This is a genomic window from Candidatus Poriferisocius sp., assembly GCF_965214065.1.
GTDB lineage: Bacteria > Actinomycetota > Acidimicrobiia > Acidimicrobiales > Bin134 > Poriferisocius.
Map to the genome: position 1 here is coordinate 1,342,247 of NZ_CBDCAT010000028.1, position 26,282 is coordinate 1,368,528.

The 26,282-nt window shown below is 66.1% G+C and carries 16 protein-coding genes and 1 tRNA gene; 9 read left to right on the plus strand and 8 right to left on the minus strand.

Annotated features, from left to right (window positions below):
- Nucleotides 1–174: 174 nt before the first annotated feature.
- The 3 genes from ACOOGG_RS17705 to ACOOGG_RS17715 are packed head-to-tail and all read left to right on the plus strand — an operon-like array spanning nt 175 to nt 8,047.
- Nucleotides 175–639, plus strand: a complete 465-nt coding sequence (locus tag ACOOGG_RS17705) for a hypothetical protein (RefSeq protein ID WP_420437475.1) — start codon at nt 175–177, stop codon at nt 637–639.
- Nucleotides 636–4,502 (plus strand): ATP-binding cassette domain-containing protein, encoded by a 3,867-nt coding sequence (locus tag ACOOGG_RS17710; protein WP_420437477.1) that lies wholly within the window; start codon nt 636–638, stop codon nt 4,500–4,502. Before ACOOGG_RS17705 ends, ACOOGG_RS17710 begins: the two co-directional genes overlap by 4 nt.
- Entirely contained in the window at nt 4,499–8,047 is a 3,549-nt protein-coding gene (locus tag ACOOGG_RS17715) for an ABC transporter ATP-binding protein (protein WP_420437479.1), read from the plus strand. The genes ACOOGG_RS17710 and ACOOGG_RS17715 overlap by 4 nt, the downstream gene beginning before the upstream one ends.
- Nucleotides 8,048–8,070: 23 nt before the next feature.
- Here the strand turns inward: ACOOGG_RS17715 and ACOOGG_RS17720 are convergent, their stop codons facing one another.
- From ACOOGG_RS17720 to ACOOGG_RS17730, 3 genes are read right to left on the minus strand one after another with little or no spacing between them, the layout of a single operon-like run.
- Nucleotides 8,071–9,927 carry a hypothetical protein gene (locus ACOOGG_RS17720; RefSeq protein ID WP_420437481.1) on the minus strand — a complete coding sequence of 619 codons (1,857 nt, stop codon included), beginning with the start codon at nt 9,925–9,927 and terminating at the stop codon, nt 8,071–8,073.
- A gap of 42 nt (nt 9,928–9,969) precedes the next feature.
- Nucleotides 9,970–10,350: a nuclear transport factor 2 family protein gene (locus ACOOGG_RS17725; RefSeq protein ID WP_420437483.1), complete on the minus strand. Its 381-nt coding sequence runs from the start codon at nt 10,348–10,350 to the stop codon at nt 9,970–9,972.
- The gene (locus ACOOGG_RS17730) at nt 10,347–12,167 is read right to left on the minus strand and encodes a flavin-containing monooxygenase (RefSeq protein ID WP_420437485.1); all 1,821 of its coding nucleotides are present in this window, start codon (nt 12,165–12,167) and stop codon (nt 10,347–10,349) included. The genes ACOOGG_RS17725 and ACOOGG_RS17730 overlap by 4 nt, the downstream gene beginning before the upstream one ends.
- Nucleotides 12,168–12,277: 110 nt before the next feature.
- Between ACOOGG_RS17730 and ACOOGG_RS17735 the strand changes: the two genes are divergently transcribed.
- Nucleotides 12,278–13,315: a Rieske 2Fe-2S domain-containing protein gene (locus tag ACOOGG_RS17735; protein ID WP_420437487.1), complete on the plus strand. Its 1,038-nt coding sequence runs from the start codon at nt 12,278–12,280 to the stop codon at nt 13,313–13,315.
- Between the two features lie 81 nt (nt 13,316–13,396).
- Nucleotides 13,397–14,071 carry a TetR/AcrR family transcriptional regulator gene (locus ACOOGG_RS17740; RefSeq protein ID WP_420437489.1) on the plus strand — a complete coding sequence of 225 codons (675 nt, stop codon included), beginning with the start codon at nt 13,397–13,399 and terminating at the stop codon, nt 14,069–14,071.
- 12 nt (nt 14,072–14,083) lie between these two features.
- On the opposite strand, the gene ACOOGG_RS17745 is transcribed toward ACOOGG_RS17740, so the two are convergent.
- Nucleotides 14,084–14,156: transfer RNA gene (locus ACOOGG_RS17745), tRNA-Arg, on the minus strand.
- Nucleotides 14,157–14,206: 50 nt separating this feature from the next.
- On the opposite strand from ACOOGG_RS17745, the gene ACOOGG_RS17750 reads away from it, so the two are divergent.
- The gene (locus tag ACOOGG_RS17750) at nt 14,207–15,829 is read left to right on the plus strand and encodes an arginine--tRNA ligase (RefSeq protein ID WP_420437491.1); all 1,623 of its coding nucleotides are present in this window, start codon (nt 14,207–14,209) and stop codon (nt 15,827–15,829) included.
- A gap of 9 nt (nt 15,830–15,838) precedes the next feature.
- Nucleotides 15,839–17,107, plus strand: a complete 1,269-nt coding sequence (lysA, locus tag ACOOGG_RS17755) for a diaminopimelate decarboxylase (protein WP_420437493.1) — start codon at nt 15,839–15,841, stop codon at nt 17,105–17,107.
- Here lysA and ACOOGG_RS17760 read toward each other — a convergent pair.
- The 4 genes from ACOOGG_RS17760 to ACOOGG_RS17775 form a co-directional block, all read right to left on the minus strand.
- Nucleotides 17,104–21,279, minus strand: a complete 4,176-nt coding sequence (locus tag ACOOGG_RS17760) for an FtsK/SpoIIIE domain-containing protein (protein WP_420437495.1) — start codon at nt 21,277–21,279, stop codon at nt 17,104–17,106. The two genes, lysA and ACOOGG_RS17760, sit on opposite strands and share 4 nt — an antisense overlap.
- A 62-nt stretch (nt 21,280–21,341) precedes the next feature.
- Nucleotides 21,342–21,611: a WXG100 family type VII secretion target gene (locus tag ACOOGG_RS17765; protein ID WP_420437497.1), complete on the minus strand. Its 270-nt coding sequence runs from the start codon at nt 21,609–21,611 to the stop codon at nt 21,342–21,344.
- A gap of 92 nt (nt 21,612–21,703) precedes the next feature.
- Nucleotides 21,704–22,978, minus strand: a complete 1,275-nt coding sequence (locus ACOOGG_RS17770; RefSeq protein WP_420437499.1) for an amidohydrolase family protein — start codon at nt 22,976–22,978, stop codon at nt 21,704–21,706.
- 101 nt (nt 22,979–23,079) lie between these two features.
- Complete coding sequence (locus ACOOGG_RS17775) at nt 23,080–23,442, minus strand: hypothetical protein (protein WP_420437501.1); 363 nt, start codon at nt 23,440–23,442, stop codon at nt 23,080–23,082.
- A 101-nt stretch (nt 23,443–23,543) separates the two neighbouring features.
- Here ACOOGG_RS17775 and ACOOGG_RS17780 point away from each other — a divergent pair, with 101 nt between their 5' ends.
- Nucleotides 23,544–24,851 (plus strand): homoserine dehydrogenase, encoded by a 1,308-nt coding sequence (locus ACOOGG_RS17780; protein ID WP_420437503.1) that lies wholly within the window; start codon nt 23,544–23,546, stop codon nt 24,849–24,851.
- Nucleotides 24,848–26,248: a threonine synthase gene (gene thrC / locus ACOOGG_RS17785; RefSeq protein ID WP_420437505.1), complete on the plus strand. Its 1,401-nt coding sequence runs from the start codon at nt 24,848–24,850 to the stop codon at nt 26,246–26,248. The genes ACOOGG_RS17780 and thrC overlap by 4 nt, the downstream gene beginning before the upstream one ends.
- The last annotated feature ends 34 nt before the right edge of the window (nt 26,249–26,282 follow it).

A 26,282-nucleotide genomic window follows, 5' to 3' on the forward strand; every position in this document is an offset into this window, starting at 1 on the left:
CTCGTTGGCGCTCAACCAGGCGCCGTCCGCGACGACGTAATGTCTACCTCTGAGTACGGCTCATTGCCCTAGACAACAGGGCGACGTATCAGGCGGCAGCATCCGCCCGGACACATATCGAGATCGGGGAGGGCAGAGATGACCGAGTCAACGGCGTGCCCACCCGAAACGACCATGACCGTCGCCGCTGGGCGCCGGCGCGCCAGCCTCTCGGTGATCGTGGCCCTTGTCGTCCCAATCCTCGCCGCGTGCGCGGGTCCCTCGATCGACTCCTCCGAATGCGACGTCGCGCTCATCGTCACCATGGAGACGCTGCAAGCGCGCCTCACCGAGGACGGCACGCTGCGCCATGGTCGCGCCTACGAGCGGGCCGACGGCGAGTTCTTCGTGAGCGCAGAATTCCTTCCCGCCGACAAGGATGACGACTTCGACGGCGACATCCTCACCTGGTTTACCGAGGATCCCACGGGGGCTGACTTCTTCTCGGTGGACGAGCACGCCCTCGACCGGTCGGACTGGGGCGCGGCCGACTTCGGCGTGAGCGAAAACGGCGCGGTCACCTCCCGCGGGTGCGTCCTGATCGTTCGCGGCGAGCCGCCCGACGACGAATGCGAAGAGGGTCGGGAGGATCTCTGTTGAGCTCCCACACTCTTGTTCGCCACACACGCCAGGCGGTGATCTGGGGCGCTGCGCTCGGCGCGCTCCAGTTCATCTGGCCCACGCCGCCGGGCGTGATCGTTCAGGGCGTGGTGGTCGGCTCGCTCACCGCGCTGCTGGCGTTCGGGCTGTCGCTTGTCTACAAGACGAACGGAATCATCAACTTCGCCCAGGCCGACCTGGGCGTGGTGCCGGCCACCATTGGCCTCTCGCTTCTCAGGGACTGGGACTGGCCGTACTTCGTCGTGCTCCCGGCCACGATCATGGTCGCCATGGCGCTGGGCTCGGCGGTCGAGTTCCTCGTGATCCGCCGGTTCTGGAAGGCGCCGCGGCTCATCCTCAGCGTCGCCACCATCGGCCTTGCGCAGCTGCTGCTCGGAGTCGGCTTCTACATACCAACTCTTTTCAGCGACGAGGACGGAATGGCGCTCCTCCGTTTCCCGAGATTCAACCCTCCATTCGATCTCACATTCGAGATCGATCCGATCGTCTTCACGGCCAACGACCTGTTGGCCATGATCATCGTGCCCGTGGTCATCATCGGCCTCGTCGCCTTCCTCAACCGGACCGACTTGGGCACATCCGTGAGAGCCAGTGCCCAGAGTCGGGACCGCGCGTCGCTGGTGGGCATCGACGTGCGGGGAACCCAGAATGTGGTGTGGGTCATCGCCGCGGTGCTGGCCACCGTGGGCCTGTTGCTGCGGGCGGGGATGTTCGGATTCCCGCTCGGGCCCGCCCTGGGACCAGCGATTCTTCTGCGAGCGCTCGCCGCCGCGGTGATGGGACGGATGCAGAACTACTCGGTGATGTTCGCCGGCGCCACGTTTCTCGGCGTGCTGGAGACGGCCATCATCTGGAACGAGGACACCGCGGCGCTGATCGACCCAGCGCTGTTCGTGATCGTCGTCGGTGTGCTCTTGTTCCAGCGGCGGGCCCGCGGCCGAGTGCGGACCGAGGCCGAGGGATCGTGGGTCGAGGTCGCGTCGATAAAGAAGATCCCCCGCCAGTTGGCCTCGCTCCCGGAGGTGTTTTGGGGTGGGTGGCTGGCAAAGGTTGTGACAGTCATCTTCCTGCTGTGGTTGCCGACCGCGCTCGATAACTCCGACACCAACTTCGCTTCGGCGGTCATGATCTACGGGGTCATCGCCGTGAGCATGGTGATCCTCACCGGCTGGTCCGGGGAGATCAGCCTCGGCCAAATGGGCTTCGCCGCCATCGGCGCGGCCACCGCGGCGGTGGTGAACTTCCACTTCCAGTGGGACCTCACTCTGACCCTGCTGCTGGCTGGATTCTTCGGGGCGGTCGCGTCGGTGATCGTCGGGCTCCCGGCACTGCGCATCCGCGGGCTTTTTCTGGCGGTGACCACACTCGCCTTCTCGGTCGCGACGGCGTCGTTCGTCCTCGACGAGGACCGGTTCACGTTCCTTCCCGACAACATCGGCGAACGGGTCACCCGGTTGCCCCTCTTGGGGCGGATCGACGTGTCGAGCGAACACGCTTTCTACTACGTGTGTCTCGCCGCACTGATCGCGGTGACCTGGACCGTGGCGCGGCTGGAGGCAACCCGCACGGCGCGGGTTTTGCGGGCTGCCCGCGACAACGAGGACAACGCCCAGGCATTCGGCGTGAACCTGACCCGCACCAAGTTGATGGCTTTCGCCATCTCGGGTTTCTACGCCTCTCTGGCCGGGGGGCTGTTCACCCTGCACCAGCAGGCGCTCGGCCAGGGCTCGTTCTCACCGGCGGAGAGCATCCGGGTCCTCACGATGGTGGTTATAGGCGGGCTGGGGTCGGTACCAGGTGCGCTCCTCGGCGCGGTGTTCCTTCAGGGCACCGAGTACTTCGGCGACAACCTCCCAGCCGACATCCGGCCGTTGTGGTTGTTCGCCAGCGGTGGTGTCGGCCTCTTGGTGGTGCTGATGTTCCTGCGCGAGGGCCTCGGCGGGCTGCTCTACGAGGTCCGTCGGCGTTTGCTGGCCATCGTGGCCTTCCGTCGCCAGATCCCGGTCCCGAGTCTGTTCGCCGACCAGCGCATCGACGATCCCACCGCAGCCGACCAGACCGCAGGGCCCGGGTACTCGGAACCGGTTGCTATGGTGAGATCGCCCCGTCGCGATGCCAAGGGCGTGTTCCGCTATCTGCCGAGCAAGCAGGCACCGGCCACGGACTATTTCTCGTTTCCCGACGTCATCATCGGCGACGATCACGACGGCTCGCTGTTGAGCGTCCGGTCGATAGACGTGTCGTACGGACCGGTGCAGGTCCTGTTCGGCGTCAACCTCGAGTTCGCCCAAGGCGACCTCGTCGCGCTGCTGGGAACCAACGGCTCGGGAAAGTCCACCGTGCTGCGGGCCATCTCTGGTCTCTCGGTACCCAGCGGCGGGTCGGTGTCTCTCGAAGGCGTCGACATCACGACGATGGCCCCGCACCGAATCGCTGCGCTCGGTATCGCTCAGGTCCCCGGCGGCAAGGGCGTGTTCGGTTCCCTCACCGTCGCCGAGAACATCGCCCTGGGCGGATGGCTTCACCGCCGGGACAAACAGCAAATGGAGCGGGAGACCGCCCGCGTATTCGAGATGTTCCCGGGCCTTCGGGAGAAGCAGAACGAGCTGGCGGCCAACCTGTCAGGCGGCCAACAGCAGATGCTCACCTTGGCGATGGCGCTCATGTCCAAGCCCCGGATCCTCCTCATCGACGAGCTGTCGCTCGGCCTGGCTCCCGTGGTGGTAGAGCAACTCCTCGAGGTCGTGCAGGCCATGAACGACGACGGGGTCACGATCGTGGTGGTCGAGCAATCCGTCAACTTGGCCCTCACAATCGCCGACACCGCGTTCTTCATGGAGAAGGGCGAAGTTCGCTTCCGGGGACCCACCAGCGACCTGCTGGAGCGCGACGACGTCTTCCGATCGGTGTTCTTGGGCGGGGCTGCGACTCGCGCGTCAGAGCGACGACAGCCGGTCCGCGCCCCGGACGGGACTGAGGCGGCACCGCGGCTCGAGATCGAGGACCTGTCCAAGTCCTTCGCCGGAAACCGCGCGGTCGACCGGGTCTCGCTTCGAGTGGGCGAGGGGGAGATAGTCGGCATAGTCGGGCCCAACGGCGCGGGGAAGACCACCGTGTTCGACCTGATCTCGGGCCTCCAGAACCCCGACGAGGGAAAGGTGCTGCTCGACGGGCGCGATATCACCCACCTCTCGCCCGATCGCCGGGCCCGGCTGGGACTCAGGCACTCGTTCCAGGACTCTCGACTCTTCGGGTCGCTCACCGTTGAGGACGCACTGAAGGTGGCCCTCGACCAGACCATGGCCACCCGCGATCCGATCGCCGCCGCACTCGGCTTTCCCGACGTCCGCAGGGCCGAGGAACGTCTCCAGCAACGGGTCGACGAGCTGGTCGGGTTGCTCGGGCTCGATGCCTACCGTGAAAAGTTCGTGTCTGAGTTGTCCACCGGAAGCCGGCGAATTGTGGATCTGGCGTGTCAAGCAGCGAGCGCGCCACGGGTGATCCTATTCGACGAGCCCTCCTCGGGCATCGCCCAACGTGAAGCGGAGGCGCTGGGGCCGGTGCTTGAGCGGATCCGCGACGGCACCGGGGCGAGCCTGCTGGTGATCGATCACGACATGTCCGTGCTCGCGTCGATCTGCGACCGGATGGTGGCCCTCGACCTCGGCTCCAAGGTGGTCGAGGGGGCAGTGGCCGAGGTCCTCGAGAACCCCGAGGTGATCGCCTCCTACCTTGGTGTTTCCCGCTCCGCCATCGAGCGATCCGGCATCAAGCGATCTGGCTTCGATCGATCTGGCGGGGTGCCGGGGGGCCGTGAACCCGACGTCAGCAGGGCGACATGACCAGGCTCGAGTCGGTGCGGAAACGAGCGGCCACCACCAACTCGGCCGCGCGTCGATCGATCGTGTGGAAGCTCCTCGCCCGCCAGAGGGGGCCGGTGCGCGCGCTGGTCCTCCTGCTGGTATTGCACAGCATCGTGACCCTCCAGATCGTCAGCGCGGTCGTGGACATGGTCGACAATGGCATCGTCGACCAGGCCGCCCCCATCGGGCCCTATGTGACCCATATCGCGAAACTGGCCCTGCTGGGCTTCGTCGTCGGCTTCGCCAGCCGCCAGCTCAGCGCCCGGATCGGCTATCAGCTGGAGTACGACCTGCGGGCCTGGCTCTACACCCGGGTGCAGTGGGCCGACCTCCGCATGTCCGCCCAGATGGCCACCGGGCAACTCGTCACCCGGTCGATGACCGACCTCAAGATGGTGCAGCGCATCGTCCAGTTCCTTCCCTCCATAGTGACACTCGCGCCAGCCACGATCGCCCTGCTCTTATACCTGGCGTATCTCAGCCCTCCGCTGGCGTTGATCGCGTCGCTGGCGCTGCCTCTTAACTTGTGGGTCCTCTCGAAGTTCCGGGTGCGCCTGTGGGGGCTGAGCTGGGCGGAGTTGAACGAGCGGGCCGAGGTTGCCACCGCCATCGACGAGCCCGTCCGCGGCGTGCGGGTCATGCGGGCGTTCGGGCGCGAGGAGCACGAACGGGAGCGACTGGGGGCGACGGCGCTGCGGACCTACCGCTTCTCCATGACCCGGGTCCGGCTGCTGGCCCGCTACGACATTCTGCTCAAGGCCGTGCCCCTCCTCATCAACGCGCTTGTGCTCGTGGCCGGCGCCCGGCTCATCGCGGCAGATCAGTTGTCGGTCGGCGTGTTCCTGGTCACGTTCCAGGTCGCGGGATACGTCATCGTCATCGCCCAGCTGCTCGACGAGCTGGCCAGCTCATGGCAGTTCCTGCGCACCGCCCAGAGCCGGCTGTCGGAGGTGCTGGCCCTGGGGTCCCGGCCCGCTGAGGGACGGCCGGCCGCCAGCCGCTTCGAGTCCGTCGAGCTTCGCGACGTGGATGTCTCCTTTGGCGGCGCCCCGGTGTTCGACCGCCTCTCATTCGAGGCTCGTTCTGGTCAGCTTGTAGTGGTGAACGGGCCACCGGGCTCCGGCAAGACCACGCTGGCCGGCTTGGTCGGCGGCCTGGTCGAACCGACCAGCGGGGAAGTCTTGCTCGGCGGGCGGCCACTCGGCGAGCTCGACATCACCGCAATCCGCACAATGGTGCGCATCGTGGCCGAGGAGCCGGTGCTGTTCTCGGGGTCGCTTCGCCAGAACCTCGACCTCGGGGCCGCGTGGAGCGTCACCGACGACGAGATCAACGCGGCCCTTTACGCGGCGGGCGCCGACGACATCGTCGCCGGGTTGTCGGACGGGCTGAACACGTACGTGGGCGACCGGGGCCTCACCCTGTCGGGCGGGCAACGACAACGACTGGCCCTTGCCCGGGCGCTGGTGGCCCGGCCCCGGGTCATCGTGCTCGACGACGCCCTGTCGGCCGTCAACCCCTCACACGAGATGGAGATCATCCGACGGGTTGCCGAGTTCCTGCCCGAAACCGCGGTGGTGGCGATCACCCGGCGCCCCGGTCCCGCGTCGATGGCCGACACCGTGGTCGAGCTGGGCCTATATGGCGTGCCAGCTTCGCCAACTCCCGCCGCGGCCCCCGAGCACACAGATGCCCGCGAGGTGGTCTCCGACCTGATGGATGTCGTCGACTCGCTCGAGGTGTCCGACGAAGTGCCCATCGTCTCTGACGCCGACTGTCGGGTCGATGCCATGCCCCGGGTGCGGTGGGTTATGAGAATCACACTGGTCGCCCTCCTCACCGTGCTCATCCTCCTGGTGGTCAACGCCCTGGCCGGGATCGGTCCTGAGATTCTCTTCGCCCAGGCCACCGACGCCGCCGTGGACGGCGAGACGAGCGCCATCTACGGGATCGGAGTTGCGGTGGCCGCCGTCGGGGTCGTTTTCGCCTTCAGCGGCTACTTCGTGAGAATCCTGTCGATGAAAATCGCCCAGTCGATCGGCTACCTGCTGAGGCGACGCATCTTCCACCGGCTCACCAACCTCGGCATCGACTTCTACGACCGCGAGCTGCCGGGCGAGGTGGCCACCCGGGTGGTCAACGACCTCGACACAATCCTCGGTTTCGTCGGGGAGAAGCTGTTCCGCTTCATCACCAGTCTGGGCCGTTTCACCGTGGGGGTTGTGGTCGTGCTCGTCCTCGTCCCGCAACTGGCCCCTACGATCATCGGCCTGGTCGCGGTGATCCTCGCGCTCACCGCCGCACAGCTCTATTACGGAATGCGCGCCTTCAATCGGGCGCGCGACGATCTCGGCCGCACCGTTGCCACGTTCGAGGAGCACTTCGCCGGTCGCAGCGAGCTGCGGGGCTGCGGCGCAATCGACAAGGCGAACCGCCGGTTCGTCGAGGACGCCTGGGAGCTGCGCCAGAGCCGACGGTGGGCGACCTCGATCGCCAACCTGTACTCGGAGCTCGTGGTGTTCATCACCCACGTCGGCGGGGCGCTCATCCTGCTGGGCGCCGGCAACGAGGTGCTCGCCGGCACAGTCGCGGTCGGCACCGCCCTGTCGGCCCGGCTCGTCGCCCAGCAGGCCCTCCAGCCTCTGTCGTACATGAGCTCGATCTACAGCGAGCTGCTCGAGGCCAGGGTCTCCTGGCGCCGCCTCACCGAGCCATTCGACACACCGATCCTGCCGGTCGAGCGGCCCGACGCGACCGAAGCGGAACCTCTCGATGGCGACTTGAACTTCGAATCGGTCGACTTCACCTACCCGCACACCACCCGTTCCGTCCTCGAAAACGTCTCGTTCACGCTCCCTGCGGGCGCAGTGACCTGCCTCGTCGGATTCACCGGCGCAGGGAAGTCGTCGATCACCAAACTGCTCAGCAGGATCTACGACCCGACCGCGGGCCGAGTCCTCGCCGGCGGCGTCGACATCGCCGACTATGAATCACGCTCCTATAGGCGCCGGCTCGGAATCGTCCCCCAGGACGCCTTCCTGTTCAAGGGCACCATCGGCTCCAACATTGCCTACTCGCGACCCGATGCCTCACTCGATGAGATCGACCGGGCGGTGCGCGCCATCGGCGCCCACGAAGTGCTCACCGCCCTAAGCGACGGCTACGACCACCCCGTCGACGAGGAAGCCCGCAACCTCACCGCCGCCCAGCGCCAACTCGTCGCCCTGGCGCGAGTGTGGCTCGGCCGGCCCGACATCCTCGTGCTCGACGAGGCGACGTCCAGCCTCGACGGACCATTGGAAGATCGGGTCCTCGAGGCCATCAGAGCACTAGGGGTCACGACCCTCACCGTCACCCACCGCCCCAACGTAGCCCAGCACTCCGATCTCGCCATCGTGCTCGAGGCCGGCCGGGTGGTCGAGATCGGCCCACCTGACGAGCTGATCGGGACCGGCAGCGCCTACGACCGCCTGTGGGCCGTGGTCGACGACGCCCGCATCCAGGAGATCCCCGAAAATGCGTGAGTCCTCCCCCGCTACAAGTGCGCCTAACGCTCGTAGCTCGGCAGGACCTCGTTGGGTGGATAATCCGCGAGGCGGAATACGGCGGCATCCGGATCGAACACATTCGGCTGGCCGTCAGGCCACCCACCGACCGCGTACCGGCGTCCGCCGTCGACCACCAGGTATGCGCCAACCTGAGTGAACCCCGACGGCGTCGTGTACTCGAACGTGGGGTCCCACCATTTCTCGGCCATGTCGTCGAAGGCCGTGTAGTCGGTCCAGGGAAGCAGGCTGTCGCCGAATGTTGCGCCCGTCGTGGTTACGCAGTCGCAGTACGCGCCGCCCGTCGGGGGCATCGCGAAGCAGCCCTCGCTAAAACTCTCGGGGGTGAGGTTGGGGCCGGTGAGATGGATGCACGTCAGCGGCCACCGCACGACCGACAAGGCCTGATTCGCGGCCAGCGACCCCGGCGGGCGGCCGTGATGCCACTCGAACAGCAATTGGTAGGCGGTGCTCACGCCGTCGACCCTCACCCCGATCGGACCGGGCCCGAAGGCGTGGGCCCACTGCTGCTGGTCGTAGCCGCGAGCGAAGAAGGCCGCGTCGTGGGCGCCGTAGCCGGTGATGATCCATTCCGGGAACCACTGCTGCTCGGTGGCCGCCTTGGTCAGCGTGCCGGTGAACAAGTTGTCGGTCCCGGCGATCACCGTGGTGACGCCGGCGTCCTTCATCCGGGCGGCGATCACCCGTGCTCGTTCCTGGCGCTGGGTGCTCTCGGCCCCCTCGTCATAGCTCACCGCCTCCACGAGCTCAAAGCCCTGAAGTGCGGCCTGCTCGTCGATGAAATCTCGGTCCCACCGGTCGGTGTAGACCATCCCGATCCGGCGGGGCTCGCCGATCAGGGAGTCGTCACCGGCCCACTGCACCGGATCTCCGGCGACCCGCTTGCCCACGTACTCCAGCACGTGGAGCAGCGTCACCCTGCCGTCGGCCAGGCCCGACCAGCGGAAGCCGGGCTGGTCCTGGGTTTCCTGCCAAGAGACGATCGCACCCCATACGATCACCCCTCGGGCCGCCATCTCCGCCTCGAAGATCGCCCGCCCGTCTCCGTCGGTGGTGGCGTCGTGGGTGAAGAACGGCTCGAAGTCGTTCACGGCCCGGGTGGCGTCGGCTCGCTGGGCCACCTCGGATGAACCGCTCGAGTCGATGAACTCGAGTTGGACCTGGCGGCCCCATAGTTCAAAGTGCTCGTTGTAGATGTCGACGACGTCTTTCCAGGCGCGAGGGATTCCGCCCACGTCATCGATGATCTCCGTCTGGCCGGCATCCACCCTCACGACCATGACGATCGAATCAGCGGTGACGCCCGGGGCCGTGCTTCCGCCGTTGTCGGCCCCTTCAGGCCACTCGACGACGCACGGCGGCGCGTCCAGGATGGGAACCCGAACCCTCCCGGTCTCCGGATCGCAGTGCGGGTTGGCCAGCGCTGCTTGGGACCCGATCCCCGGATACTCGGGCTCAGCCGGCTCGGGCGGATCGGGCGGATCGGCAGCGGGGGTGACGTCCTCCTCGGCGGGGGTGTCACCTTCGCCGGCGTCGGCATCGCCGCCGCCCGTAGAGTCGTCGTCCTCGGGCTCATCGGCCGCCGGGGCCGCGGTGTCGCCCTCACCCGCGTCGGTGACGTCTTCGTCCGTGGAGTCGTCGTCAGCGGGCTCTTCGGCTGCTGGGGGCGCGGTGTCGACCGACGCGTCGTCACCATCGTCGTCCCCGTTGCCGCCGCCGGTCACGACCAGCACGATGACCACGATGGCGGCTATCACCGCTATGGCGAGGTAGGGGCTTAGGCGGCGCAAGAGGCTCTTTTCCGGCGCCGGTTCGGCGGGGTTTGCTGGATCGGTCATGGGGTGGGCTCCTCTCCGAGGCTCACGGCAGGTCTAGGCGGGTCACTCCTGTCCCGCGGTCGGCATGATCAGGTATTCATCGAATCGGGTGATCCGCCCGTTCGCCACCAGAGCCACCATGCACCCGGGGATCTCGACCGGCGCGCCCCCGGCGTTGGCCAAGCGGATCACGAACTGGCGCACGAAGCCACGGTCGGTGACATGGCGGCGAACTTCTTCGAGTGTCATGTCAATGACGTTGTCGGCCTCCCACTTGGCGCCGTCGACGAGAGTGTCGACCGTGAGGTCTCGGCCTCCGAAGGAGCTGGTCCATCCCTCGAAGTCGGGAGAGAGGACCCCGCGGATGCCGTCTTCGTCAGCGGCGGCATAGGCGGCGAAGAACCGATCGGCCACCGCTTCGATGCTCGCCTGGTCGGTAGTCATGACGCCCCTCGGATCTCCAGGCCGGCCAGCTCGTCGGCTGAGCGCCAGTCGCTGAGTAGCTGGAGGAACTCGATGGTACCCGGACCTAGGCCGTAGGGGCCGTTCTGAGGGCTTCGGGTGTGACTTCCCTCGTTGTTGTAGTAACCGGGGGTGCAGTCGTTGGCGAGCCCGCCGCGGCTGTTCACTTTCTCGAGACACGCGGCGACCCAGGCGTCCTCGGCTTCGGCGGTGGCTTCCACCGTTGACGCCCCCATCTCGCGGGCCCGGGCGACGATGTAGGCGAGATGGATGGCCTGCTCGTCGAGCATGTGCGTGTAGTTCACGGTATTGCCCGATTGGCCGATGGACATGAGGAAGAGGTTGGGGAAGTCGTGCATGTGCATGCCGTGCAGCGTGCGAAGACCGTCGGCCCACTTCTCCATGAGCGTCTCGCCATTGCCTCCGATGATCTCGAACCCCCCTCGCTGCGAAAGCGGGGTTCCAACCTCGAAGCCGCTGGCGTAGATCAGGCAGTCGACCTCGTAGTGCTGCCCGTCGACCACGACACCCGTTGTCGTAATGCGCTCAACGCCTTTGCCCGACGTGTCGACGAGCGTCACGTTCGAACGGTTGAACGTGGGGAGGTAGTCGTTGTCGATGCAGGGTCGCTTGCAGAATTGCCGGTAGTAGGGCTTGAGATTCTCGGCGGTCTCGGGGTCGTCGACCAGCTCGTCCACCCGCGCCCTGATCTGCTCCATCTTCTGGAGATCGGCCAGCTCCAAGGTGCGCTGGATGCCCTCTGGCGACAAGTCCCCGCTGTCGCCCCCCCTCAAGAGCTTCATGATGTTGCCGATCAAATCGGTCCAGCCGTCGTCGACGAGGTCCTCCTCCTGGGGGACGCCGGAGACCAGCGCGTTGAAGTTGTCGCGGCGGTGCTGGTGCCAGCCCGGCGACAGCGACCGGGCCCACTCTGGGTCGGTATCGGGGTTGTGCTTGACGTCGACCGACGACGGTGTCCGCTGGAACACATAGAGATGCTCCGCCCACTCGGCGATGCGGGGCACCACCTGCACACCGCTCGCGCCGGTGCCGATCACACCGACCCGCTTCCCGCTCAGACCGGTGAGGTTCCCCTCCTGGTCGCCTCCGGTGTAGTGGTAGTCCCAACGACTGGTGTGAAACGACTTGCCCTCGAATGCCTCGATGCCGGGAATCCCAGGCAGCTTGGGCCGGCTCAGCTGGCCGAGAGCGAGACACACGTACTGGGCCCTCATCTGATCGCCGCGGTCGGTCTCGACGATCCAGCGCGAGGCGTCGCCGTCCCATCGGAGCTCGGTGACCCGGGTCTGGAAGCAGGCGTCGCGGTAGAGGTCGAACTGGCGGGCGATCGCGTGGCAGTGCTCGAGGATCTCCTGGCCGTATGAGTACTTGCGTTTCGGAACGTAGCCGACCTCCTCCAGCAGGGGGAGATAGACGTACGACTCGACATCACAGGAAATGCCCGGATAACGGTTCCAGTACCAGGTTCCACCGAATTCGGACGCCGGGTCGACGAATCGGATCTTGTCGAGGCCCTGCTGGCGCAGCCGCGCTCCAGCCACCAGGCCGCCGAAGCCTCCGCCGATGACGACGACCTCGACCTCGTCGTGGAGCGGCTGGCGCGTGAAGTCCCCGTCGGCCCAGGGGTCGTCGGTGTAGTGGGCGAACGCCCCATTTACCTGGATGTACTGGTCGGGCCCGTCGGGCCTCAGGCGCTTTTCGCGCTCGGTGCGGTACCGGTCCCGGATCTCGTCCAATTCCGGCAGCGATTGCGTCGGCTGGTCATCGGTGATGCTCATCTGCTCCGTCCGCTATAGCCAACTTCTTAGTAATCTTGATACATTAGCAAGAGTCGAGACAAAAGACAGGCCCGCAGGCACCCAATGCCGGGCCTCCAGGAGGTCGACCGATGAGCACTATTGCAAATGAACCTGGATACGGAGCACGACCCGGCATGGAGGATGCAGTGTTCGAAGTCGGGCCGATGCGGTCCGATCCGGCAGCCGTATTTGACCCAAGCAAACGCGTTCGGATCCGCCGGGAAGGCCTCGGCGAGAAGCGATTTCCATTCCCGATCCCCAACGGTTGGTTCGTTATCGACGAGTGCCGCGAGCTCGCCCCCGGCGAGCACAAGAATCTCTTCGCCTTCGGTAAGGACCTCGTGCTGTTCCGCTCTGAGAGCGGCGAGGCCCGGCTCATTGACGCCTACTGCCCCCACCTGGGTGCCCACATAGGAGCGGGCGGCAGAGTCGACGGCGACGGTATGCGGTGCCCGTTCCATGGCTGGCACTTCGACGGTGACGGCCGTTGCATCGACATCCCGTATGCCAAGGGTAAGGCAATCCCCGCGAAGGCGAGGGTGCGCACCTATCCGATCATCGAGCGCGACCACATGATCTGGGCGTGGCACCATCTCGAGGGCCACGAGCCGTTCTATGACGTGCCCTACTTCCCAGAGTTCGAGGACCCGGACTGGCAGCCCTACGAGGTCCTCCACTTCGAGGTGGGCACCATCGTCCAGGAGTTCGCCGAGGGCGAGTTCGACGTCCAGCACTTCAAATACGTGCACGGGGCGCCCCCGCTGCCCAGTACCGACGTAGTCGTTGAGGGGACCTACCGGCACAACAGCAACGGCACCTTCACGATCGAGAACTTCGGCTTGGGCTGCACCCTCATATCGATCGGCGAATCGGTGCGAATCGGCCAGTCGCTCCTGCCGACCGACGAGGAGAACGTGAAGATGACGTGGTGGTTCACCATGCCCCGCTCGGTGGGGGAAGCAGCCCTTCAGAAACTTGTCGCCGGCTTCGCCGACGGCATCAGCCAAGACATCGCCATCTGGGAGAACAAGCGCTACCAGCCCAAGCCGCTGGTGACCGCCGTCGAGCGGAACATCCGCGTCGGCCGGGAGTGGGCGCTCCAGTTCTACTCCGGACTCGACTCCTAGGACCGAGGGCACGATCACGACTCCTCGCGGCGGGCGCGCCGTGGTGAGCGGGGCGACTCCGGCTGGTTATCCTCTCGGCTGATGCCCCGGTCGCCCGAGCCCGCCCGTGAAGCGCTCATTGCCGTAGCCGAGCGCCTATTCGCCGAGCGAGGTGTTGACGCGGTGCCGGTGGGCGACGTCGTACAGGCAGCCGGGCAACGCAACAGCTCGGCAGTGCAATACCACTTCGGCAACAAGGCCGGGCTTCTCCAGGCGATCCTCGATTCCCACCAGGACCGCCTCGATGCTCAACGAGCCGAGATGCTCGACCAACTCGGCGAGCGGCCGGGGCTCGACGACCTCATCGATGTGCTTGTCCGGCCCCTCGCCTCCCTTCTCGACAACGAGTCGGGCCGTCACTACATCAGGATTCGGGCGCAGCTCGTCGGCGCAGCAAGGCTTCCCAGCGACTTCGACCTGATGCAAGAGGTGCTGGTGGACATGGGCAGCGGCCAGACCTTCGCCGAGCCCAGACCTGGCCTTCGCCGCGTGGCTCAAGCCCTCGTCGAGCTGGTGAATGATGCCCAGATGGCCGACCTCGGACACCGGCTGACACTCACGGCGGTGCTCTTGCTGCACGGACTAGCCGACTTCGCCCAACGGCACCCCGACGCCAACGCGGCTGAGCGCGAGGCATTCACCGGCGTCCTCATACGCTCTGTCGCCGCAATCAACCTCGCCGCCCGTCGCGCCGACGACGGGTGCGGAGATCCGTAGAACACCCGGAAGCGCCCACGGCAGGATTCGAACCTGCGGCCCCTTGCTCCGGAGGCAAGTGCTCTATCCCCTGAGCTACGTGGGCAGTAACTGGCTGAGTATACCCAGCGGGGCGCCAGTACCATGTGCCAGTTCATGGCCGACATTCGCACCTCTCTTTCTGACGCCCTGCGCGCCGCGCTCATGGCCGCGGGCGTCGACCTGCCTGCTGGCTTCTCGGTCGGGCTGGAACGGCCGGCGCGGCGCGAGCATGGAGACTGGTCGTCGAATGCTGCGCTGGCTATAGCCAAGGGAGCAGAGCGCAACCCTCGGGAGCTGGCTGGGGAGCTGGCCGCTTGGCTAGAGGAGAACCAGCCGGAGCATGTGGCCGAGGTGAGCGTGGCTGGTCCCGGGTTTGTGAACTTCCGGCTGGCGCCGAGTTGGCTGCACGGAGTGGTGGCCGACGCAGTGGCCGCTGGTGTCGAAGGCTACGGCCGCCAGAACATGGGCGCGGGCCGCACGGTGATTGTGGAGTTCGTAAGTGCTAACCCCACTGGTCCGGTACACGCCGGACACGGGCGGGGAGCCGCTTATGGCGACGCGGTGGCCCGGCTGCTGGAGTGGTGCGGCTACGACGTGCAGCGGGAGTTCTATATCAATGACCGGGGCACGCAGATGGAGCTGTACGCCGCCTCTTTGGCTGCGGTCCGAACAGGGCTACCGGTACCCGAAGACGGCTACAACGGCCGATACATCGTCGACTGGGCGGCGGGGATGCCCGCGGATGCCGACTCCAGACAGTGGGGACGGGAGCGGGCGCTGGCTGACCAGCGGGAAGTACTGGGCTCGATGGCGGTGGAGTTCGACGCCTGGACCAGCGAGCAGTCGCTGGTGGACTCCGGGGCTATCGACGACGCGTTGGGTGCGCTCGACGCCGCTGGGGTCTCCTATGAGTCCGAAGGAGCCCTGTGGCTGCGCTCCAGTGACCACGGCGATGACAAAGACCGAGTGCTCATCAAGTCCGACGGGGAGTACACCTACCTGCTGCCCGACATCGCCTATCACCGCGACAAGTTCGAACGGGCCGGTTCGCAGGGATCTCTCATCAATGTGTGGGGAGCCGACCACCATGGCTATGTGGCCCGGATGAAGGCGGCCATGGCCGCGCTGGGCTGTGATCCCGCCGCCTTGGAGGTGGTGGTGACCCAGCTGGTGCGCCTGGAGCGCGACGGCGAGGAAGTGCGATTGTCCAAGCGCACCGGCGACCTCATCGAGCTGCGCGAGGTGATCGACGAGGTGGGGGCTGACGCCGCCCGGTTCACCTACCTGCTCCAGTCAATGGACACCACCCCGACCTTCGATCTCGCCAAAGCCGCGGCCCAGGCGATGGAAAACCCGGTGTTCTACGTGCAAATGGCCCACGCTCGGGTGTGCTCCATCGCGGCCCGTGCCCGAGCCGGCGGGGTGGTGCGCCAGAGCTCCGACCAGGTGGACTTGAGCGTGCTGTTCCACGAGCGGGAGCTGGAGATGATGCGCCAGCTCTCCACGCTGGGCGAGGTGATCGCCGCCGCGGCCACCGAGCGGGCCCCCCACCGGGTCACCACCTGGCTGCGGGACTTCGCCGCCGCCGTGCACAGCTTCTACCACGACTGCTATGTGGTGGGCTCTGACATCCCCCCCGAGCTCACCCAGGCCCGGCTTGTGTTGATCGATGCCGCCCGGGTGGGCCTGGCCGTCGGCCTCGGCACCCTGGGCGTGAGCGCGCCCGAGTCAATGTAGGGGCTGGCGATGTCGGTTTTGCCCCTCCATCTCCTGTCCGACAATGCCGCGGTGGGCGACGACGGGCGACTTACCATCGCCGGGTGTGACGCCTTGGAGCTCGCCCGGGAGTTTGGCACCCCGCTCTTTGTGTACGACGAGGACCATGTTCGGGAGAGGTGCCGCCAAGCCCGGGCTGCATTCAGCGGATCGGTGGCTTACGCCTCAAAGGCGTTTTTGTGTCTGGCCATGGCCCGCCTTGTGCATGAGGAGGGGCTCGACCTGGATGTGGCCACCGGCGGGGAGTTGTATGTAGCCCAGGCCGCAGGAGTGCCCGGCAACCGCTTGGTTGTGCACGGCAACAACAAGTCAGCCGACGAACTGGCTGCCGCGGTCGAGGCCGGAGTGGGCCGAATCGTGGTGGACTCGTTCGACGAACTCGACCGCCTCGACAACCTTCACGCCGCCACCGGTGTCCGCTCCAAGGTGCTGCTGCGAATCACACCGGGAGTGGAGGCCCACACCCATGAGTACGTAACCACCGGTGTGGACGACACTAAGTTCGGCTTCACCGCCTCCACCGGGTTGGCTGATGCCGCCATCCGCCGAGCTCGGGAAGCTGAATCGGTGGAGCTGGTTGGTCTACACGCCCATATCGGCAGCCAGGTCTTCGAACTGCGCTCCTTCCAGCGGGCGGTGGAAGTGATTGCCGGATTCGCCCAGCCCTACGGCCTGCCCGAGCTTTCGCTGGGAGGCGGCCTGGGCGTGGCCTACGTGGAGGGGGAGTCGGCCCCCACCATTGCCGAGTGGGCCGCAGCTATCGATCAAGCCTGCTCATCGGCCGGCTTCACCGCCCCGGTGAGCGTGGAGCCGGGCCGGGCACTGGTGGCCGCCGCCGCAGCCACGTTCTACGAGGTCGGCACCATCAAGGAGTTGGACGGCATCCGCACCTACGTGTCAGTTGACGGCGGCATGAGCGACAACCCCCGCCCGGTTCTCTATGGCAGCGGCTACGAGACGTTCCTACCCCGAGCAGTCGACCGCGACCGCGACAAGACCGTGAGAGTGGTGGGCAAGCACTGCGAGTCGGGCGATCTCCTGGTGCGAGACGGTCGGGTACCGGGCGACGTTGCGGTGGGCGACATCCTGGCCACCCCGGTGACCGGTGCCTACGGCCACTCCATGGGCTCCAACTACAACAAGGTCCTCCGCCCCGCCGTGGTGTTCGCCCGTGACGGCGACGCCCGCCTAGTCGTCCGCCGCGAGACCCACCAAGACCTCCTCCGCAACGACGTCTAGCGCTCCTCCCCGGCGAATGCCGCGGCGATCTGGATGATGGAGGGTTGGCCGTTTTGGACTAGGTAGCCGCGGCCGGGGAGTGGAGGGAGGGTGGGGCGGGCGGGGAGTTGGATGGTGAACAGGTCGCCGTCGAGGGGGGTGGGCTGGAGTAGGACTCCGGTACGGGAGAAGCGGATCTCGGCGGTCCAGTGGCCGTAGGCCGTGCGGAGGCGGTCGGCTCGACCGGCGGCAACGATGTGGAGGCCGGGGCGGCTGTCGGCGGCGAGCGACTTCAGGGCGCCGTCGGAGTCTCCCACCTTCTCGGCGTCGTCGATCAGCAGCAGGGTTGAGGGCGCGGCTGAGCGAGCCGCGGTGAGTAGCTGGCCGATGTCGGCGACGAGCTGGAAACAAGGGCTGTCAGCCAGCGGCGATCCCTCATTGGCCAACGTGATCACCTGACCACCTTCCGCAGTTGCCATCGCGGCGATTAGCGCAAGAGCCGAGGATCGGCCTGAGCGGGCTGGCCCCACGATCAGGGCATGCTCGCCAGGGTAGAGGGTGAGTCCCACCGGGGTCAGGGAGTCGTCATTCAGCCCCAGCGGGATGAACACCGGCGAATCGTCTAGGCGGGCTGGGCCCAATCGGGTCGGATCGATCACTGCGGAGAGGGTCTCCACCGGCGGCGGGCCGTCGGTTTGGGGGTGTCCGGCTGCTAATTCCGCCACGGCGCGGGCCAGACCGCCTTCGGACATCGCCACTTGGATCTCGATGCCCGAAGGGATGGCGAAGCCTCGGCCGGGGGGAAGTGTGACCGGGTCGTCCAAGGCCACACCCCATTGGCGATACAGGGCCGGATCGCCCAGGCGGAAGACGAAGGTCTGGGGAGTGGCCGCTTGAATTGCCCGATTCACCTTGGAAAGCTGGTCGGCGGCTGCGACCAGGCACAGCCCAACGGCGGGGCCCTCACACCACAACCGCTCCAGAGAGGTAAGCAAAGCGTGATCGGACAGGTTGTCCAGGCTCTTGGCCAAGCCACCCCAGTTGTCGATCAGTGCCACCACCAGCGGAGGGCAGAATTCTTGGGAAGTCCGACTATGGCCCATTCGTCGGTCGAGTTCGTCTTCAAGCCGACGGATTAGCCGTCGAATTCGGTCGCGCTCGTCGGGACCCACCACCGCGCCGCAGTGGGGCAGCCTTTCCAGCGGAGACAGCTGGCCGGTGCCGGAATCCAAGGCGTACAGGTGGCACTCGCTTGGCGAGTAGCGGCTGACCAGGGCAATGGCCAACGACCCCAATGCGGTGGTGGTTCCGCTGCCCGGGTTGCCCACGAACAAGGCATTGCCTTCGGCGGGATCCCATGTCAGGGGATACTGGCACTGCCGGTTGGGGTCGTCGGCCAGGGCAATCACCACTCCGGTTCCCAAAGTGCTATCGGCAGTCAGCTCGTCGAGCGAGACCATCGACGGCAGGGGGTCGGGCCAAGGTTGGCGGGGTGGGACACCCTCCCAGCTGTGCCAGGCGGTGTCCACCGCGGCGACCAGACGGGTCAGGTCATCGGGGCTTTCCTCATTGGCAGCAGCTTCCGGCTCGGACTCGGGGATGCCGTCGGGGGCGAGAACGACTCGGGGGCCCCGCTGGGCGACGGTGACCCCGGTGACCAGGGCACACTGGAACTCCACCAGTTCGCCGGGGCCGAATCGGGCGTACGCTCGTCCGGTCCGGTGCCGGCCGATGGCCGCGGCCTCTGGGCTGTCGAGCACGTCGACCGAATCGGCGGCGTCGAGTACTCGCAAGGCGATCCGCAACGCAGTATTGGTACGGATGTTGGCGCTCACCGCCCCCGCAGGACGCTGAGTAGCCAACACCAGGTGCATGCCCAGACTGCGGCCCCGCTGGGCCACGTTCACCAGCGAGTCCATGAAGCCCGGTAGCTCGGCGGCCAGAGCGGCGAACTCGTCGATGATCACCACCAATCGGGGCAACGGCGCCAGGGGCACTTCCGGCCCGGATTGAGCCAGGGCTCGATAGTGGGCCAAGTCGGTGGCCCCATGCCTTCGCAGCACTTGTTCGCGGTGGCGAAGCTCGGCTTCCAGGCAACGAAGGGCCCGCTCAGCCAGCCGGTCGTCAAGGTCGGTGACCAGCCCGACCGCATGGGGCAGGGAGGCGCAGGCGTCAAATGCGCTGCCGCCCTTGTAGTCAACCAGCACGAAGTTGACTTGTTCGGGGGAGTAGACGGCCGCCATCGAGGCCACCAGCGTGCGCAGCAGTTCGCTCTTGCCCGATCCGGTGGTGCCCCCGACCAGGGCGTGGGGGCCGTCGGCGGCCAAGTCGGCCATCAACGTGCCGCGTCCATCGACCCCGATGGGTGCAGCCAGACCGTCGGTGTCCTTTGCTTTTCGCCAGCGAGTGGCAACGGCATCGGGCAAGGCTTGCGAGGCGTTGTCGCCTTCGGGGGTGGGCAGACCGAGAAGATCGAACAGCGACACCTGGTCGGGAATGGCAGAATCGACCCCGGGCTGTTCGGGGTCTTCGTAGCGGGCCAAACCGCGAGCGACAGCACGGGCCAACCCCATACTCATCCCAGTGGCCAACACCGAGGGGTACGTCTGGCCGGATTGGGACAGATCGACAGAACCGGATAAATCACGGCCTTCGATCACCGCCGTGCAGGCCGCGGGCAACTGGTCAACGCTGGACGCCAACACGATGGCTGAGACCGGCCCGGCCAATCCTTGGAGCAGCGGGCGAATGGGTGATGTCCTACCGGTGGCCAGATTCTCGCCGTCGACCACCACCAACAGCTGGGGCCAGTGGGCATCTCCCCGCCGACTCCAGGCATCAGCCAATGCGCGGGCGGATTCCGCAGCCGCATCACGATGGTCGGCAAACAGATGCGTCCGGCCGACGGAAAAGTGGGAGATGTGGGGGAGCCATGCGGTCCAGGCCCAGGCCGGAGAAGTGATTTCATCGGCAGCCACCAGCACGGCCAGATCGGCCGGGCCATGAAAGGACACCGCTTGAATGAGCAAACCCCGGGCAATCGCGATGGTCGCACCGCGGGGACCCACCAGGCCGAGCATCTTGCCCGGACCCAGATCTACGGAGATGGGCGAATGGGGTATCGGCCCGAGTTGTTCAAGCACGGTGACCGCCTCGGCGGCCGGTTGATGTCCGCTGGCCGCCAGTTCGGGAACAAAGGGAACGGAGCCTTGCGCGGCGACCAGCGACATGAAGTCGTCGTGGTCGGGCCTTCGCTCCCACAGCCGCACGCTGGGCTGGCGGATCCGCCTGACGGCCTCGGCCAGATGGGGGTGCAGGTCGCGGCAGCGGCGGATCTCAGCGGCGTGGGCCGCCTGCGCTGCCACTTGGAAGTCGATCAGTGAGTCCTGCGCCCGTCGCTGGGATCGGCGACGCTCAACACGGTGGCGACGGCGGTTGTCGAACCAGTTGGCTCCCATCATGACCGGGCTGAGTAGGGCGAACAGGGCCATGTAGGGGCTGTAGAGAACCGCCATCAGCGCTCCGACTAACAGCGGCCCGGCTAGCGCAGCCCAACCGAAGGTGATCGCGCGCGGCGAATTCTGGACATCTTCGGCGGGAATTGGCAGTGGATCGGGCCTCACGGGATGTGCCGTTCGAGGAGGGCGATTGAAAGCGATCTTCCCCGAAGCGGTGCGCCCCAAAATGGCGGCCAGACCAGTTGGGCGGTCGTCGGGGGTGTTGGAGACTTGGACCAACGCGCCGCCCAGCTGAAATGGCGAGAAGACTTCCACCTTCGCCAGCTCGTTGTCGCCCACCTGAACAAAGACCTCTCCGTCTCGGCACTCCAAGCGGGCGTGCTGTGGTCGCAAGCCAACACCAGGCAGAGGTACGTCGGCATCGGGAGAGCGGCCCAGGCTAAGACCCTCAATGGGAAGCAGATGGCGGTCGCCTGCGCAGAGTCCTCCGACTACCTCCAGAGTCCTCCCCGACTGGTCGGGACTTGGGCCGGGGCGCACGCCCACTCGGGTGCCGTCGGCCACCCCAGACTCGTCGAGGCGGCGATGGGCTTCAATCCACTGGTCGCCGACCCAGAGTCCGGCAACCGGCGGAGGCAGGCCGAGCAATTCGGCCAGTTCCCCAATATCGGCTACCGGGCCGCCGACGATGCTCACCTCCCGGGTGCCCTCCGGTCCGTCGTAGAGCAGACGCACGATCTGAAGTGGCGGTGCCTGGTCTGATGCCGATCAAGCCAAGCCGAAGGCAGCCAACACGGCTAGATGGAGTCGAGAGCCGCGACGGTGTTCTGGCGCTCCAAGCCCACCGCAGTGGCCAGCTCGGTGAGCGCCTCTTGCAACTGCCCCAGGGAGGGCGACCACTGCTCGTGCCAGGTGCCCCGGAATCTCTCGGAGCGACTGCCCGTCCAGGTGGTGCCCTCCAGGGTCGCGGTCAGGCGAGTGCGGAGGTCTTCCACTTGGCCGGCGAATGCGGTGAATTGCTGCTGGAGATGGTCCATCTCCTCGGTGTTCATCGTGAGCACAGACATGGCGGGGCCTTTCGTACGGCTGATCCCTCTGACGGACCAGGTTGAGCCCTTGATAGCCCCTTGAAGATGAAATAGCAAGAAATATATTGAAACTACCGAAAGCCGCCTTTAGCTGTGTATTCATCGAAGGCGGCCTTGACCCAAGAGAGATCGTCGGCCGCGACCCGGCTCCGGGTCAGGTCCGGGTCGATGCCATAGACCCGAGCCGCGTTCAGCCCGAGGATCTTCTCCTTGATGCGGAGGGTGAGCTCCGGGTAGCCGTGACGTTGGCGCAATTCTACAGGTATCTGAAAGGCCCTAAAGGCGTCGATGAGGGGCTGGGGCGACCCGTACCAAATCGAATCGCTGCCCCACAAGACGTTGTCCTCGCCGACCGCCCTGAGCAGCTTTCCGAGTACGTGGGCTGCCTCCCGGGGCCGACGCACCAACATATACCAGGTGCTCCCCAACTCGGCGTAGACATTGCCGCCTGGCCCTATTCCCGCATCGGCCAGACTCTTGATCAGGCGGTCGGTGCCAGAAGGTTCGCTCTCGTCGTAGGGGCCTTCTTCTTCATCGCCGACCGGTGTCTCGTATCCAGAGTGGTAGACGAGGAAGTTGATGTCGGGAAAGCAGGCCGCGGCCGGGCCAATGTCGGCTGGAGACCCAGCCGGCGCCAAGGCACTCAGCCCTTTATGAGCGCAAACGATACTCACCCCCAGCTCTCGGCTGCTTTCCAAGAACGGCAGGCCAGATTCTTCGTCGTCGAGCCGCCAGCCTGGCTGATCTCCCCACCCCTGGATGGTGTAGACTTTCCACCCCGACGGCCTGTTGTGCTCTATCAGCGACCCCAGCCGGTCCAACTCGCCCGGTGCGTTGGGATGGACGATCGAATGGTTGATGAGGCGCCCGGTACCGGCCATTCGATCGATGAGCTCGCGGGTAGCGGCAACTTCGGGGTTGGTGAGGATGCTGTGGTTTTCGTCGCCGGCTGTGCAGGTGAGCACGGCGGCGGCGGTTTCGCTCTCCAAAAAGACGTGACGCAGATAGTTGCCGAGGTCGAGATGGATCTCCGGGTCAAGCCCCTTCCACCGGTCAGGGGCCACGTTGCGGATGAACCACATGATTCCCGCGACGCCGGGCGCATGGGCCCGATGGCGAGCGATGTAGTGCGTTTGAACATCGATCACGAGTTCATCGCCCTCGAAAACTGCGTCAGCGGCTTCCGGATCGGTCTCGGCTTGCGGGTCCACGATGTAGTAGCCCCCGCCCCAAGCCTGATCGATGGCCCTGAGGACCGTGGCCGTTCCCCGGCGGCTCGCCGAGAACTGGTGCTGATCCCGGAGTGTGTCGCTGGCGGCTTCTGCCCGCTCCACTGCTCGTCCCACGGCCCAAAGATCACGTTTGGTCCAGTCCAATGGCCGGTACTCGTCGCTGCTGCGACGCTGCAAGAGAACCGGGATCGGCAGGTATCGGACAGGTGGGATGCCTATTGAAAATAGCTGGCTTGCAGTCCCAGTTCACGGGCTTCCCGCCGTCGGGCCGCGTCGGCAGCAAGCTCGACCCGGGCCGCGTCGGCGTAGAGCTCGTCGGCTCGTGCCTGGAGACGGCGGGCCATTCGCTCGATTTCATAGCGCAACCGAGTCAGATGAGTGCGCTGGTGGTGGAGCCGCATGCGGCTACCTTCAGCCGCGGCCGACTGCCACACAGCAGGCCCGTGCTTGGCCATCGGCTGATCGAGCAAGTGGTCGAGACTGCGCCAAATCGGGTCTACGTCGGCCCGCACCCGCTCACAGGCCGCGGCCTGCCGTCGGAGGTCGCTGGCTAACGAGAACAGCTCATACGACATCATTTAGCATTTAAAATATACTTTTATACATGAAAATCAATAGAATCCGTGTGAGGCCGGAAATCTTGTCAATCGGGCCACACTGAGCCGGTACGGTGGTGCGGGTGAGCGAGTCCTCTCGGGTGCGGATCGGCGTCGGCGTGCTGGGCTGCGGGAATGTCGGTTCGTCGTTGATCGGGTTGTTGGAAGAGCAACGGACGGTGATTGCTGAACGCACTGGTTTGAATCTGGAGGTGGTGCGGGTAGCGGTACGCAGCGCTTCGCGCGACCGCGATTTGGCTCTGGCCGATGGGGTACTTACCACCGACGCTGCCTCGGTGGTCAACCATCCTGAAGTGGACGTTGTGGTGGAGCTGATCGGAGGGATCGAGCCGGCCCGCGAATTGGTGTCGAACGCCCTCAGGCAAGGCAAGCCTGTGGTCACCGGCAACAAGGAACTGCTAGCCAACTACGGCGCCGAACTGTATGCCGCCGCCGACGCCGCCAAAGTTGATCTGCTGTTCGAGGCCGCAGTCGGCGGGGGAATTCCCCTCATCCGCTCGTTGCGTGAGTCATTGTCAGCTGAGCCGGTCCGCCGGGTCATGGGCATTGTCAACGGCACCACCAACTACATCCTCAGCCAGATGACCGAGCACGGAACTAGCTATCACGACGCCCTGGCCGACGCTCAGGCGCTGGGATACGCCGAGCGAGATCCGACTGCCGACGTGGAGGGGTTCGACGCCGCGTCCAAAGCGTCCATCATCGCCACGGTGGCATTTGGGGCCCGGGTGCTGGCGGGCAGCGTCTACCGAGAGGGCATTTCCAGCGTCGGGCCTGCCGACATCGCCTTTGCCCAAAGATTGGGTTACGTAGTCAAGCTCTTGGCCATCGCCGAGCGGGTGGGCCATGTCGACGGCAAGCCCGAACTGGCGGTTCGGGTCCATCCGGCGATGGTGCCCGCCGACCATCCGCTGGCCTCGGTTCGGGACTCCTTCAATGCCGTCTTCATTGAGGGCGACGCTGTGGGCGAACTCATGCTGTATGGCCGGGGCGCGGGCGGACGGCCGACGGCCAGTGCCGTGCTGGGCGATCTGGTCGACGCCGCCGGCAATTGGGGACGGGGCACGTCGACGCCCATCGGCGACCTGGGCGAGGCGGTCATATGCTCCATCGACGATCTGGAGTCGGAGTACTACATCAACATGGAGGTATTGGATCGGCCAGGAGTGCTGGCCGCGGTTGCCGGAGTGTTTGGGCGCCACGGGGTGAGCATCCGCTCGATGGAGCAGGAGGGCTTGGGCGATCAAGCCCGGCTGGTGTTCATCACCCACGAGGCGACCGAGCGCGACGTGCAGGCCACGCTAGGCGACCTCCGGGAGTTGGAATCGGTGCGGGGAGTGCCCGCCCTGCTACGAGTGATCAGCCAGTGAAATACATCAGCACCCGGGGCCGGGCGCCGGTCCTGGACTTCAGCGACGTCTTGTTAGCCGGGCTGGCTGCCGACGGGGGGCTCTACGTGCCCGAACGCTGGCCGGTGCTGTCTCCCGAGGCGCTGAGCGGATGCCCTGGCCGAGGCGAATACGCCGATCTGGCCTCCGAGGTGATGTGGCCATTTGTGGACGGAGCCTATCCTCGGGCCCGGTTTGACGAGTTGGTACGGGAGGCCTATGCAGTGTTCGCCCATCCCGAGGTGACACCGCTGGTAGAGCTGGGCGACGGACTGTGGCTCATGGAGCTGTTCCACGGCCCGACACTGGCATTCAAAGATGTCGCCCTCCAGCTGGTGGGACGTCTGTTCGACGAGGAGCTGACCCGCCGACGCGAGCAGGTAACCATCGTGGGAGCCACGTCGGGCGACACCGGCTCGGCGGCCATCGAGGCGGTGCGCGACCGGGAGAACATCCAGATCGTGATTTTGCATCCCCACGGGCGGATCTCGGAAGTGCAGCGTCGGCAGATGACCACGGTGGACAGCGCGAACGTCCACAACGTGGCCATCGAGGGGACGTTCGACGACTGCCAAGACTTGGTGAAGGCCATGTTCGCCGACCCTGCTTTTCGGGCCGAGCAGCGCCTGTCTGCGGTCAACTCCATCAACTGGGCCCGGGTGATGGCCCAAACCGTGTACTACGTAGCCGCTGCCACCCGGCCCGGCTTGGAGCGGCTGTCCTTTTCGGTACCCACCGGCAATTTTGGCAACGTGCTGGCCGGCCACGTTGCCCGCCAGATGGGCCTGGCCATCGATCGATTCATCGTGGCCAGCAACCGCAACGACATCTTGACCCAGTTCTTCACCACCGGATCGATGGCTATCACTGAAGTGCACCCCACGCTGTCGCCCAGCATGGACATCCAGGTGTCGTCCAACCTCGAACGGCTGTTGTTCGAGTTGCTGGAACGGGACGGGATCCGCACCGCCGAGACGCTGGAGGACTTCCGCCAGACTGGTGAGATGCAGATCGAAAGCCGAATCTCCGCCGATCTGCACCGGGAATGGAGCGGAGTTCGGGTGGACGATGCCGAGACCACCTCCACCATCGCCGATCTCTACCGCGAAACCGGCATGATCATCGACCCCCACACCGCGGTAGGCCTGGCCGCCGCCCGCCGTTGCCGTCGAGGCTCGAACGAGCCAATAGTGGTGCTGGCCACCGCCCACCCGGCCAAGTTCGGCGCCGCAGTGGAGGCAGCCATCGGGACTCAACCGCCGATGCCGCCCGCGCTGGCTGAGTTGGCCGAGCGTCCCGAGCGCTGTGAGCGTTTGCCCAACAACTTGGCGGCAGTGAAGGCTTACGTCGCCAAGTGCTCATCAATACCTCTCGGATAGCCGTACCCCAGTGATGTTCTGGCAGAATCGAGCG

Excerpts from the sequence above, each read along its gene's own strand:
- ACOOGG_RS17725 (WP_420437483.1), bottom strand. The coding sequence starts at position 10,350 with ATGACTACCGACCAGGCGAGCATCGAAGCGGTGGCCGATCGGTTCTTC.
- lysA (WP_420437493.1), top strand. The coding sequence starts at position 15,839 with ATGTCGGTTTTGCCCCTCCATCTCCTGTCCGACAATGCCGCGGTGGGC.
- ACOOGG_RS17775 (WP_420437501.1), bottom strand. The coding sequence starts at position 23,442 with ATGATGTCGTATGAGCTGTTCTCGTTAGCCAGCGACCTCCGACGGCAG.
- ACOOGG_RS17765 (WP_420437497.1), bottom strand. The coding sequence starts at position 21,611 with ATGTCTGTGCTCACGATGAACACCGAGGAGATGGACCATCTCCAGCAG.
- ACOOGG_RS17735 (WP_420437487.1), top strand. The coding sequence starts at position 12,278 with ATGAGCACTATTGCAAATGAACCTGGATACGGAGCACGACCCGGCATG.
- ACOOGG_RS17720 (WP_420437481.1), bottom strand. The coding sequence starts at position 9,927 with ATGACCGATCCAGCAAACCCCGCCGAACCGGCGCCGGAAAAGAGCCTC.
- ACOOGG_RS17715 (WP_420437479.1), top strand. The coding sequence starts at position 4,499 with ATGACCAGGCTCGAGTCGGTGCGGAAACGAGCGGCCACCACCAACTCG.
- ACOOGG_RS17740 (WP_420437489.1), top strand. The coding sequence starts at position 13,397 with ATGCCCCGGTCGCCCGAGCCCGCCCGTGAAGCGCTCATTGCCGTAGCC.
- ACOOGG_RS17750 (WP_420437491.1), top strand. The coding sequence starts at position 14,207 with ATGGCCGACATTCGCACCTCTCTTTCTGACGCCCTGCGCGCCGCGCTC.
- ACOOGG_RS17730 (WP_420437485.1), bottom strand. The coding sequence starts at position 12,167 with ATGAGCATCACCGATGACCAGCCGACGCAATCGCTGCCGGAATTGGAC.
- ACOOGG_RS17705 (WP_420437475.1), top strand. The coding sequence starts at position 175 with ATGACCGTCGCCGCTGGGCGCCGGCGCGCCAGCCTCTCGGTGATCGTG.